Annotated in this window: 8 protein-coding genes and 1 riboswitch; of the genes, 4 read left to right on the forward strand and 4 right to left on the reverse strand. The window is 68.7% G+C overall.

The annotated features are described in order from the left end of the window. Positions 1–3,338, forward strand: a 3,338-nt coding sequence (locus VF794_RS30105; protein ID WP_331116359.1) for a S8 family serine peptidase, incomplete at its 5' end; no start/stop codon positions are given. Between the two features lie 109 nt (positions 3,339–3,447). Here VF794_RS30105 and VF794_RS30110 read toward each other — a convergent pair. The 3 genes from VF794_RS30110 to VF794_RS30120 form a co-directional block, all read right to left on the reverse strand. Beyond that, positions 3,448–5,352, reverse strand: coding sequence for a DUF7594 domain-containing protein (locus VF794_RS30110; protein WP_331116361.1), 1,905 nt, complete (start codon positions 5,350–5,352; stop codon positions 3,448–3,450). A 321-nt stretch (positions 5,353–5,673) separates the two neighbouring features. Next, positions 5,674–6,459: a serine protease gene (locus VF794_RS30115; RefSeq protein ID WP_331116363.1), complete on the reverse strand. Its 786-nt coding sequence runs from the start codon at positions 6,457–6,459 to the stop codon at positions 5,674–5,676. 3 nt (positions 6,460–6,462) lie between these two features. Then, complete coding sequence (locus VF794_RS30120) at positions 6,463–7,227, reverse strand: zinc-dependent metalloprotease (RefSeq protein ID WP_331116364.1); 765 nt, start codon at positions 7,225–7,227, stop codon at positions 6,463–6,465. A 600-nt stretch (positions 7,228–7,827) separates the two neighbouring features. On the opposite strand from VF794_RS30120, the gene VF794_RS30125 reads away from it, so the two are divergent. From VF794_RS30125 to VF794_RS30135, 3 genes are all read left to right on the forward strand, one after another. Further along, positions 7,828–9,288: a hypothetical protein gene (locus VF794_RS30125; RefSeq protein WP_331116366.1), complete on the forward strand. Its 1,461-nt coding sequence runs from the start codon at positions 7,828–7,830 to the stop codon at positions 9,286–9,288. 161 nt (positions 9,289–9,449) lie between these two features. Then, positions 9,450–10,865 (forward strand): amidase, encoded by a 1,416-nt coding sequence (locus VF794_RS30130; RefSeq protein ID WP_331116368.1) that lies wholly within the window; start codon positions 9,450–9,452, stop codon positions 10,863–10,865. Next, positions 10,865–11,488 (forward strand): helix-turn-helix domain-containing protein, encoded by a 624-nt coding sequence (locus VF794_RS30135; RefSeq protein ID WP_331116370.1) that lies wholly within the window; start codon positions 10,865–10,867, stop codon positions 11,486–11,488. The genes VF794_RS30130 and VF794_RS30135 overlap by 1 nt, the downstream gene beginning before the upstream one ends. A 15-nt stretch (positions 11,489–11,503) precedes the next feature. On the opposite strand, the gene VF794_RS30140 is transcribed toward VF794_RS30135, so the two are convergent. Continuing rightward, entirely contained in the window at positions 11,504–12,214 is a 711-nt protein-coding gene (locus tag VF794_RS30140) for a hypothetical protein (protein ID WP_331116372.1), read from the reverse strand. A gap of 230 nt (positions 12,215–12,444) precedes the next feature. Next, positions 12,445–12,657: riboswitch (cobalamin riboswitch) on the forward strand. Positions 12,658–12,660 lie beyond the last annotated feature (3 nt).

The following is a 12,660-nucleotide window of genomic DNA, read 5'->3' on the forward strand; positions in this document are numbered from 1 at the left end:
TGTACGGCCTGCGCACGCGCACGGCCCACCCGGTCAACATCGTCGCCTCCAACAACTCGTGGGGCGGCGGCACCTTCTCCCAGGCGCTCCAGGATTCCATCGCCCGGCACCTGCAGGCGGGCATGCTCTTCATCGCCGCGGCGGGCAACAACAACGCCAACAACGACATCACCAACAACTACCCCTCCAACTACCCGCTGCCCAACATCATCGCCGTGGCGGCCATCGACCGGAAGGACGCACTGGCCAGCTTCTCCAGCTACGGCCGCCGACGGGTGCACGTGGGCGCGCCGGGCGTGGACGTGCTCAGCTCCGTGTTGGAGCAGAACTACGCCCTGCTCAGCGGCACCTCCATGGCCACCCCGCACGTGGCGGGCCTGGTGGGCCTGCTCAAGGCCCAGGAGCCCCGCCGGGACTGGCGCGCGCTGAAGAACCTGGTGATGGCGGGCGGCGTGGAGTCGGCCGCCCTGTCGGGCAAGACGATCTCCGGCCGACGCATCCGCGCCGCGGACGTTGGCGGCAAGGGCTCGCTCACCTGCGACAACCGGGTGCTCACCAGCCGGCTCTCGCCCCTCTCGGATTCGTTGCAGATCCTGCGCGGGGGCGTGGTGGAACTCTCCGCGGTCCACATCAACTGCGCCAACCCGGCGGGCCCGCTGGCGCTGAGCGTGTCCCCCAGCGGCGGCCCGGTGCCCCTGGCGGATGACGGGCGGGACATGGACCTGGCCGCGGGAGATGGTCTCTACTCCGCCCAGTGGCGGCCGCCTGGCGCTGGCACCTACACCCTCACGTTCCCCAGCAGCGAGACGGTCACCGTCACCGCGATGGACGTGTACCGTCCGGCGCGGGTGGTCCCCTTCGAGTGGCGCACCATCACGGGCACCTCCCTCAACGTGGCGGACGGCACGGTGGTGTCGGTGCCCACGCCCTTCCCCGTGCGCTACGGCAACCACCTGGGCTTCTCCCAGGCGTGGGTGTCCGCGGAGGGCTACCTGAGCTTCACCGACTCGCGCTTCAGTAGCACCAACTCCCGGCTGCCCACCGCCAGCTGGGGCACGCTGGTGGCGCCCTTCTGGGACAACCTCCACACCACCGCCTCGCCCCCCGGCAACGTGTACCACGAGGTGCTGGGCACGGCGCCCAACCGCGAGTGGGTCATCGAGTGGCGCGAGATCGGCAACTTTGGCCGGCGCACGGACCTTCCCTATCCCACCGCCACCTTCCAGGTGGTGTTCAAGGAGGACAGCGCGGAGGTGCGCTTCAACTACCTGGACGTGGACTTCCAGGATGGAACGGGCACGTATGACCGGGGCGGCTCGGCCACGGTGGGCGTTCAGGTCATCTCCACGGACGCCACCCTGTATGGCTACAACACCAAGAGCCTGACCAACAGACAGTCCCTGCTGTTCCAGACGAACGCGCCTCCGGTGGTGGACACGCTCGACGTGTTGCCCGTCACGGTGTCCGAGGGCGGCACGCTGGGCTTCACCGCCGGCTTCTCGGACGCGGATGGCGCGGCGGACGCGGACTGGACCGCCGAGTTCGACTTCGATTACGTGGGCACCACCTTCACCGTGGACTCCACGCAGACGTTGACGGCCGAGGGCACCCTCACCGCCAGCCGCACCTATCCGCAGAGCGGGCGCTATGTCGTCGCCCTGCGCGTGAAGGACAGGGACGGTGGCACCTCCGCGGTGCGCACCCTGGTGGTGAACGTGGACAACGTGGTCCCCGTGGCCGAGGTGCTCTCCGCCACCCCGTCCAGCACGGGCGAGGGACAGTCCGTGCGCCTGGGGGCCTCGTTCACCGACGTGGGCGTCTCCGACAGCCCGTGGAAGGTGGAGTGGGACTTCGACTACGACGGGAGCGGTTTCAACCCCGACAGGGTGCAGAGCGTCAATGCCCAGGGCCCCATCACCCTGGACCAGGTCTTCCACCGCGACGGCACCTTCACGGTGGCCATGCGCGTGGTGGACAAGGACAACGGCGCCTCGAGCATCCAGACCACCTCCCTCACCATCTCGGACGTGCGCCCGGTGCTGAGCGCGCTCTTGGCGCCCGCCAGCGTGCTGGAGGGCGGCGACTACTCGCTGATCACCTCCTTCACCGATCCGGGGGACAAGGCCTCGCCGTGGAGCGTCCAGTTCGACCTGGACTACGACGGGACCACCTTCGACGTGGATCGCGAGAAGAGCTACGCGGTGGGTGGGGACGTGGTGATGAGCCAGGTCTTCGAGGAGGACGGGGGGCGCGTCATCGCCGCGCGTATCGTGGATGGCGACGGCAGCGTCTCCGAGGTGCGGACGGTGAACCTGAACGTGCTGGATCCGAGCCCGGAGATCCTCGGGGCCGTGGCCACCCCGCTCTCCGGTGACGAGCCCCGGACGGCGGAGTTCCGCATCACGGCCATGAGCGGCTCTCCCACCGCGTCGATGGATCCGGTGCGCTTCTACTCCTGGGACTTCGACGGGGACGGCGAGGTGGACCACGTGAGCTCGGATCCTCGCGCGGTGTACCGCTACCTGGACAACCCCCTGGAGGGTGACACTTGGCGGGCCACTGTCTGGGTGGAGGATGAGGACAGCCGCACGCCGCACACCTTCTCCATCGTGGTGAAGAACGCGCCGCCCAAGCTGGTGGCGGTGGCCCCCACGCACGCGGCCACCGCGGGCGAGCCTTTCCAGCTCCAGCTCCGAGCCACGGATCCGGCGGGCGGGAGGGATCCGCTCTCCTGGAAGCTCACGAGCGCCCCCTCGGGCATGACCGTGAGCGGCACGGGGCTCGTCCAATGGGTGCCTGGCTCGCTGCACGCGGCCGAGGGCGGCAAGCCTCACACGGTGACCGTGCAGGTCAGCGATGATGACGGCGCGGAGGTGACGGTGGGCTTCACCATCAACGTCTCCTACAACCCTGTCAACGGCACGCCTGGCGCTCCGGTGGCGGTGGGCCCCTCCACGGGCTCGCTGCTCTACGACGAGAAGCCGGTCCTGGTCGTGCTCAACGCGAAGGATCCAGACGGAGACCTGCTCACCTACGAGTTCGAGGTGCACGCTGGCGGGCTCGATGGAGCGCTGGTGGCGAGCGCGAGCGCGAGCGCGGTGCCCTCGGGCGAGAACGGCACGCGCTTCCAGGTGACGGAGGCGCTCGCGGCGGGCGAGTACACGTGGCGGGCCCGGGCGATGGACAGCCGGGGCGCGCAGGGCCCGTGGTCGGAGGTGGCCACGTTCCAGGTGCAGCCCAGCGAGCAGGGCAACAGCTGCTCCACGGCAGGTGGTTCGTTCGGGGGTCTGCTGCCGTTGCTGGTGGTGGCGCTCGGTCTGAGGCGCCGCCGGTCGTAGACCGTCCCCGTAGGTGAAGCATGGCCCCTGCCTCCGCACCGCATCCGAGCGGAGTGGAGGCGGGGGCCGGTACTTCTCACGCGGGAGTGAACCCGTGGCGCGGGTGGCCTCAGGGGCCCGAGAACACGCCGATGGCCCCGGGCGTGGTGTCGGTGCCCTGGAAGGCCACGAGGATGCGCCGCGGGTTGCTCGAGCGGTCGACCTGGATGTCCGAGATGCGCATCCAGACCAGCTCACTGGGAAGGACGCCGCTGCCGTACTTCAGCACCGTGGTGCCTTGCACGCGGCTCAAGCCTCCGCCCCAACTGGCGCCCGCCCACACGCTGTTGTCGAGCGGGTCCCCCGCGACGGCCGACACGTAGCCCTTTCCATCGACGAGCTCGGTGGACAGCGTGCGCAGGCGGGTCCCGCTCGGGTCGAGCAGCGCCAGGCCCCGGGTCCAGCTGCCCACCCACACGCTTTGATCGCTCATCACCGCCATGCCCGACACATGGTCGTCCACGCGCTGCGCCTTGGTGGGAATGTTGGGTTCGCCCACGGCATCCGGCCAGATGTCGTAGCGGTTCCACGCGTAGGCACTGTCCTCGCTCTGCGTCTGGGCCGCCCAATAGTTGTAGCCGTTGGTGCCGTAGCGGAAGCGGGTGGAGCGGTTGGCACCGCCAAACCACACGTCTCCATTCGAGGCGACCGAGACGCCGTGATACGCGTCGGTGAGCAGCACCGTGCGCGTATGGTCCGAGTTCCACGCGTTGATGGCCGGGTGCACGTGCTCCTTCACTCCGGCGCAGCTGTAGTCCCAGGTCCCGGGGGCGCAGCTATACCCGGCGAAGTCCGCGTTGCCCAAGGCGAAGCCGTGGTTGGCGCCGAACCAGACGCTCTTCGTCCGAGGGTCGTAGGCGATGCGCAGGATGTTGCAGAGCTTCTCTCGCCCGCGCGGCTCGGCGGCGACCTTGTTGGGGCCGGTGGAGAGGTCGTAATGCACCACCTGGATGCCCGTGGCCGTCAGCGTCACCCGGTCCGCGTCACCGCTCTTGTAGATGCTCGCATCCGGAGTGCGGCCGGTCGCGGGAGCCTGGTCCCATTCGTCCTCGCACGTGGGCATGCCCGCGGCGGGCTTCTTGCCCTCGTACCCGACGAAGGCGACGCCCGGGGGGCCTCCGGCGACGGAGATGACCTTCAGGTACTTCTCACCGGCCGGGGCACTCCCGTCGAGCATGTAGCCGTAGGGCCGCAGGCCGTCCGCCATGGTGAAGCGGCGGAACCGCGTCTGGCCCTTGGGCAGGACGAACAGCCCCTCTTCACCGCCGGCCACCCAGAGGTTTCCCCCCGCGTCGGCGCTCACGCCGAAGACGTACCGGGGACCCCCCTGCGCCGTGCCATGGAAGGTCCAGCCGTTCCCGCTCGGAGGAGGCGGGGGAGGCGTGCTGCCCGTCTCCATCGTCACGACGAGTTGGGGCCGCAGCGAGGTGCTGGACGACTCCCGCGAGTAGAACACGGTGCCATCCGTGCCCGTGGCGCTCACCGCGAGGTTCACCGTGCCATTGCCCTGGACGGCGGCGGTCACGTCCCACTCCACCCAGGTGTTGGAGGTCACCGAGGTGACTTGGGACAGCAGCGTCTGCGTCGCGGGCTTCGTCTGGAAGGTGAGGGTGCCCTCCTGCCAGGTGGAGCCCGTCGTGTAGACGGCGGGGCCCGTGGCGGTCGAATCCGTCGCGTACAGGCGCAGTTTCGCGCGGCGTACGGTACCGGTGAGCCCGCTCAGCTCGAAGCGCAGGAAGGTCGCGTACTCGGGTGAGCCATCCACCTTCAGTGTGCTGGAGCCCCCGAAGTTCTGGGTCGGGTAGTCCTTCTCCACCCGCGCATCGGCAACAGGGGCGAAGGCCCGTGTCTCCTCGAGGCCTTGACTCACCGTCGAGAGGTCACTCGCCGTCTCCTCCAGTTCCATCACGACACCACAGCGCGTGAGCAGCCCCACCGCCGCCACGCACAGTCCCCACCTCGCCCAGCCCCTCATCCTTCCCACGTTCAATCCCCCATCCGTTGAGACAGAGGCGTCCCGCTGACACAGGAACGCCCTTGGGGGCTGGCTCTTGCAGCCGGGGTGCCGATTCCAGGGGAGACACTCCTGGGGGGGAATCAGGCCACAGGAGGGCAACCCGCTTCCACGGGGTGGGCAGGCAGCGCGAGAACGGAGCCGGAGGGGGACTCTGGGGAGGAACCTGGCTCTCGTTCCCAGGTCGCGTGTGGGCAACCTTTGTCAGTCGATGCGGAACGGCCGTGCGAGGGCGTTGTCAGGAAGGGGTTTCGCGCCGCGTCTTTTCTCGATGAACCGTCCTCAGCGTTCGGCGATGTCGGCGCTCCGCAGGTACGGAGACGCTTCGACAATCACTTCCGCGGTCCAGCCCCTGTTGGCTCCCCGGCCGGTTTCGTCGCAATCGCCGTCGGTGTGGATGCCCAGCAGATGGCCTTGACGGTTGAGCACGCCAGCGCCGGAGCTGCCTACCAGGGTGTCCAGGTCCGCGTAGTAGACAAGCTGGTTACATGAGTCCAGGTACCTGCCTTCGGCGATGACCTTGAGCCGGCCCCGGGGATGCTGGATGATCGCCAACCGCTCGCTGGCCTGGGTCGTCAGCAAGACCGGCGTGACGGCGGGAAGCTTGTCCAGCGCGATGAGCGCGTAGTCGGGTTCAAACGCTTGCTCGATGACGGAGCCCTCGGTCACCAGCCGTTCGCCGTCGGACTCGTCCTCGAAGTTGAAGACCAGCAGCACCCGGTCCCCGAGCCCGACACAGTGGCCCGCCGTCATCACCACCGGTCCCGCGCTCGCTTCAATCAGCGTTCCGGTGCAGCGTCCGTCGATCAGGACGACCGCGTCTTCCCTGTCCTGGATGTCAGCGAACTCGCCCTGGTAGCGGTTGATGGGGGTGAAATCCAGGGTCGGGCCGCACTGCCAGAGGCTGCTCACCTCCGAGAGGCGGCTCAACTCCGGCATCTTCGGATCCCCGCAGACGAGGGGATCCGCGGGCACCGCGTTTCCACAGGCCACAACGCCCAGGATGACGGTGCCCGCGAGGAGCGAGCCCCACGGAGTCATGAACGGACCAGGGGGCTGTCGCGCCATTTCTCAGTACAGGTAGCTCAACGCGGTCTTGTCGGAGCTGCTCCACTCGCCGGACTCGGTCGACCGGAAGCAGGAGTTCATGATCGACCCGCCCACGCGGGCATCGGTCGGCGTCCCGGGGATGAGGATGGCACCCACGTTGGAGGCTCCCTCGTTGCTGGCGGAGCCGCCACAGCTGATGGAGCGATCGTAGTAGTCCGAGTGGCGGAACCCGATGCAGTGACCGAGCTCGTGGGTGATGACGTGCTCGTTCACGTCATCGCTGTAGTTCTGCAGCCCGACGCCGATATTGATGGTTCCGTAGGGCTTGCCGCCCGTGGGGAAGCCAGCGGAGCCGCCGGTGCCGCTCGTGGTCCTCGCGCTGATGGTCGCGCTGCAGTCGGCGGCCGAGCCCCGCACCATGACGAAGGAGAGGTTCTGGCTATTGTAATTCTCGATGGCCAGATCGAGCCCCGCGCTGAGGCGGCTGTAGCTGTTGAACTGGGAGGTGGGAACGATGCAGATCTTCGTCACGCTGCTGCTGACGAGATTGGTCGTCCGGTACTGCTCCGCGCTCTCCTTGCCGGGCTGGAGCATCTCGCGGGACGCCGCGAGGCTCACCTGGGCGTCGTTCCCCACGTACACGTCATCGTTGATGATCTGGATGTCGGCGGCCGGAAACCCAGCCTCGATCAGGTTGGAGACGATTTCCTGGTTCTCGCTCTGCGGGTCGACACCGCAGCCGACGAGGGCAACACCGGCCAGCAACGCCATGGAAAGCTTGCGCATGGGGGCTTCCTTTTCGGGGGACTACAGGACAGGGGGTTGACGCTGCCCTTCCCAAAGCAACCCTCGGGCCAACACATGGGCACACCGGAAAACAGGGACTTGGCTGGTAATACCCGATTAGCCCTGGATCAGGGAGGTACCAGCCATCCAGGGACTTCTTGTAAAGAGTCCTGACGTTTTCCTGGTGAATCGTCCGTTGGCTCAAAGGGTTACGCGAACGACATCGGACCGTCCGAAATCCGGACGGGGTGTCCACGAATCGGACAGCGGGCCCCACCCGGTGTGCATCCCGGCTCCGCTGCCCGCGCCTACCGCGGTGGCGGGGTGACGTTGATTTCGGCCTTGGGGCCCCGGGAGCGGCCCCCGACTGACATCTCTTCCGGTGCACCACCATGCGCTCGGCAATGACAACCAATGAGGAAATGACATCGCACCCAGCGCGAAGCGGCTCCATCGGCCGCCCGATCCCGCGGGGCTAGAAAATTGCCGGGCTGATGGTCACGGCTCGGGCGTGAAACGCACGAAACGGTTGCGATTGGATCCTGGCCTGCCCCTTGTTGCAGGATGCGCGGCCTGACCCCCGCAGCAGGAGACGACTGAATGAAGATGAAATTCTGGGTGACTGGGACCGTGGCACTCGCGCTGGGCGCCGTGGGATGCCAGCCGCCGGCTCCCGAGCCGGAGGAGGTGGCCGAGGTGACCGCCAAGCGTTCCGGCGAGCTGGTCCGAAACATGGGCTCCAGCATGCGGACGCTGAGCAACCTCTCGGCCCTCAAGACGCTGACCGATGTGGCTTCCAGCGTCGGCGGTTTCGCCAACGTGAACGTGGGGGGCGGCCTCCAGGCCCTGTCCATCACCCGCATGGCCCAGGAGACCCCGCTGCCGATGCCGGGCACTCCGGATGAGGTCACCTCGCAGGCGCAGGCCGCGCTGGTGGAGAAGTACCTGCGCGAGCGCATCTTCATCGAGGCCAACGTGGAGGAGACCAAGGGCAGCTCCACCACGTTCCGCGTCACGGGCGAGGACCTGTGCTCGGATGGCTCGGCGCCGGCGACCCCCGAGTGCGTGGCCTCGGTGGACAAGTACGAGCTGCGCATCCGCGCCACCAACAAGGGCAAGGACGGCCTGGACCTGGAGCTGCTCTTTGGCCCCGACCGCGCCGAGCCCCTCTCCTTCTCCTTCTCGGACGTGCGGGTCGGCATGATTGTCGACCTGGGCGGCGTCAAGAGCACGGTGAAGCACCTGAGCCCCGAGACGGAGCTGCCTCGGGTGATGGTGGGCCGGGTGGAGCTGGCCCTGACGAGCAAGGGGCCGCAGGATGTGGAGCTGCGGACGGCCATCCTGGATGCGCTGAGCGTCGAGTGGGACATGGCAACGGGCGCGTATGCCTTCAGCACCGCGAAGGTCTCGCCCCTGACCGAGACGAGGGTGTGGCAGAAGGATGGGGCGAACTGGGCCCGCGTCGCCCTGAACCTGGCCACCACCGAGATTCGCATTCCGTACAGCGGCGCCAAGGCCGAGTTCTCCGGCAAGCAGTATGTGGCCTCGCTGTCCGGCCTGTCGTACGCGATGGAGGCCCAGGAGGGCGCCGAGGCGCTCACCCTCGCGCACCTCGGCCTGGGCCAGGCGCAGAGCTATCTGGCCCTGGGCAACCACAAGCTCGCCACCGTGGACCTCAACGCGCTGTCCGGCCGGCATTTCGACCTGCACGTCGCGAAGGGGACGGATGGCGTGGCGGTGCTGAGCGTGCGGCCTGAGTTCGATCTCTCCGTGTTCACCGACATGGGGCCGACGTACGAGTATACGGAAGGGCAGCAGCCCATCGACTTCAGGACGAACTTCAATCTGCGGCTGAGCGGCGGCGACGCCCCGAGCGTGCGCCGGGTGCCGGCCAACACGTCGACGGGCTTCCCCGGCGGCTTGCAGGTGGTGTCGGGTGAGCTGTCGATGACGGTCAACGACTCGCGCGTGACCGTACCGGCCAGCAAGTGCCTGGTGAGGGAGGGCTCCACCACCGAGTCCCCCTCGGGCGTTGGCTTCCAGGCGCGCGACTGCCAGTAAACCGCCAGTAAGAAGTGGGTAACGCACGGGCGGGCGGGGAGCGAGGGCTCCCCGCCCGCCCGTGTGCTTTGGACGGCCTGGGCAGGCGTGTCGTCTTGACGCGCGTACGAAACGGGAACATCGTGTTCGCGTTTCGTGTTCGATGAACAGGAGGTCGTCCCATGGCAAGGCTGGGTGGTCTCGCCCGTCTCGACGGCGTGGCGCAGGCGGAGCTGGTGGCCCGTGGTGAACTCAGCGCGGCCGAGTTGCTCGAGGCGTGCGCGGAGCGCATCGAGGCGCTGAATCCGCTGCTGAACGCAATCCCCGTGCTGGACCTCGAGCGTGCCCGCGCGGTGAGGCCCGCGGCGGGCCCGTTCTCGGGGGTGCCGTTCCTGGTGAAGGACGTGACGCCCTACCCGGGCCTGCGCTGGTCGATCGGCTCGCGGCTGTTCGCGGCCAACGTCGCCCCGCAGGGCACGCCGTACAGCGCGCGGCTGGACGAGGCGGGGCTGGTCACCGTGGGCAAGAGCGCCACCTCCGAGTTCGGCCTGCTCGGCAGCACCGAGACGCTCCTGGACGGCGTCACCCACAACCCGTGGGACCTCTCGGTCTCGGCCTCGGGCTCGTCTGGAGGTGCGGCCGCGGCCGTGGCCGCCGGGCTGGTGCCGCTCGCGCATGCGAACGACGGGGGTGGGTCCGTGCGCATCCCCGCCTCGGTATGCGGGCTGTTCGGGCTCATGCCGAGCCGCGGGCGGTGCGTGCCGGCCAGCCTGGGCACCTCGGACTTCGGCGCGCTCGTCAACGAGCACTGCGTCAGCCGCTCGGTGCGTGACAGCGCGCTGCTCCTGTCCCTCACCGAGGCGCGGGACGCCGGCCTCCCTCCCGTCGGCTACGTCCGGGAGCCGATCGCCCGGCGCCTGCGCATCGGGACGTGGACCCTCACGACGATGGGGGAGGAGCCCGAGCCCGCGGTGCGCCGCGCCTACGACGAGGCGGTGGCGCTCTGCGTGTCGCTCGGACACGACGTGGAGCCGGTGGCACCGCCCGCACTCGATGGCCCCGCGCTGGGGGATGCGTTCTTCCTGGTGGCGGGCGCCACGGTCGCCGGGGCGGTCGAGATGATGGGGCAGTTGCGCGGCCGGCCGGTGGGGCGCCACGAACTCGAGCCGTTCACCTGGGCGCTCGCCGAGGAGTTCCAGCGCCGCGGACCCGACGCGCTCGGCGGAGCGCGCGCGCGATTCGCGGCCTGCGCGGAGCGCTACCTGGCGGCCGTGGCCCCCTACGACGTGGTGCTCACGCCCACGCTCGCCACCGTGCCGTGGCGGCTCGGGCACCTCTCGCCCGTCCTCCCTCGGGAGGAGCTGTTGCGCCGCACGGCGCATGCCGTGGGGTACACACCCATCCACAACATCGCGGGCTGCCCGGCCATGTCGGTTCCCCTCCACTGGACGGACGAGGGGCTTCCGATCGGCAGCCACTTCGCCGCCGCCCCGGGGGCCGAGGCGCTGCTGCTCGGCCTCGCCTACCAGCTCGAGGCCGCGCGGCCGTGGCATCATCGGTGGGCCCCCTACTCGTACCCCCGGCTGTTCGATGCCTGATGCCCCAGGTCCTCAAAGACGACGTCCGCGAGCGCATCCTCGTCTCCGCGCTCCAGGTATTCGCGGCGCACGGCTACGTCGGCGCGACGATGACGGCCATCGCGGAAGGCGCCGGGCTCGGGACCGCGAGCCTGTACCGCTACTACGCGAGCAAGGGGGAGCTGTTCGACGCGGTCGTGACGCCCACACTGGCGGAGCGCTTCGAGTCGCTGCTCGAGCGGCGCGTGCGCGCGCTCGCGCACGTGGCGCTGAGCGACGCGCCACGGCGCGTGGAGGACCATGGCGAGGAGATGCTCCGCTTCTGGGTGGAGAATCGGCTCGCCGTGGTGGTGCTGCTCGACCGCGCCGAGGGCACGGCCTATGCGCACTACGGCGAGCGCTTCGTCGAGCAACTGGTCTCCACCACGCTCGCGCAGCTCCGCGCCACCCACCCGGGCGTGCGCGTGAGCGCGCCCGCGCGCTTCGTGCTCACCCGCATCTTCGAGAACACCCGGCGCATGCTGGCCGCCATCCTCGCGGAGCACGAGAGCGAGCGTGCGCTTCGCGAGGCCATCGAGGGTTTCTGGAGCTACCAGATTCCGGGCCTCCGCGGCTTCGCGGCGTGGATGAACGGGCAGCCCTGACGCGGACCAGGTTCCCTAGGGCTGTTTCTTCCAGAGCTCGAACGAAGTGGCGTACCAGGCTCCATAGGTGATGGAGCTGGCGTAGGAGAAGGAGGTGGCGGGGGAGAGGGTCGCCATCGCCGCTACCTCGAAGAGGTGTGTCTGTTGCGGATCCAGCGCGAAGCCCACGCCGGCCACCAACTGCATCGTGGGCTGGACCGGGGCCGACGGCGAGTGGGTGATGGTGAGGTAGGGGTCCACCTCGAAGAGGGCCCAGAACTGGGGGGAGAAGGCATACTCGGTGGAGAAGTAGGCGTAGGTGGTGGTGGAGGTGATGCCGCCACCGTTCAGGTCCAGGGAGGGGCGCAGGCCCGCGTTGACCCAGAGGGTGAACTTGTCCTTGTTCCAGAAGGTGTGCACCTCCGGGGAGAGCACCAGCGACTGGCCTGGGGTGTAGATGATGCGTGGCGACAGGGCGAGCTGAGGTGTCACCAGATAGCGGGGGGTCACGTCTACCACCCCGAAGCTGGCCGAGCCGGGGTTGAGCGTGAAGTTGCCCGAGGCCCCGGCGATGAGATCCCACCGATCGGACAGCCCCAGGGCACCATAGAGGTAGGAATTGATGAGCTTTCCGTCACCCGAGACGAAGGTGAAGGGAATGATGGACAGGGTCCCCTCGGTGAAGGGGGACGCCGGCCACGGCAGCATGGGGTAGGCCCGGGCCGGACGTGGGGCGGCCAGCAGCACCGTCAGGACAACCAGGGCAATGACAGACGCAAGACGACTCGGAGGGGGGCGCATGGACCCGCCCATGTTGCCGGGGCCCGTGGGAAAGGTCACTGCCACCCCCCTCGAGGTATGGCCCTGATGCTTCCCCGGTAGGAGAGGGAACAAGGGCCCGTTGTCAGGAGGGGATTGGGGTTCGAATCCCGCCCGCGGTACTCAAGAGCATTTGACAAGACCTGCCCCGCCGCCGTATCCCGCGCCCCGTCTTCGGTTCCCCACTGGGTGGGGATTCGAGGGAACCCGGTGCGAGTCCGGGACTGCCCCGCAGCGGTGAACAGGAACGAACGCCGTCAGAAAGCACTGGCCCCCCGGGGGCTGGGAAGCGACGGTCAGTAGGAAGGTGGCCTCCGTGCGAGGCCACGGCGCCTGTAAGTCCGAAAACCTGCCGAGGACCCGTGCCCTGTGCA

Origin of the sequence: Archangium sp., from assembly GCF_036389735.1 — a bacterium.
Classification (GTDB): domain Bacteria; phylum Myxococcota; class Myxococcia; order Myxococcales; family Myxococcaceae; genus Archangium.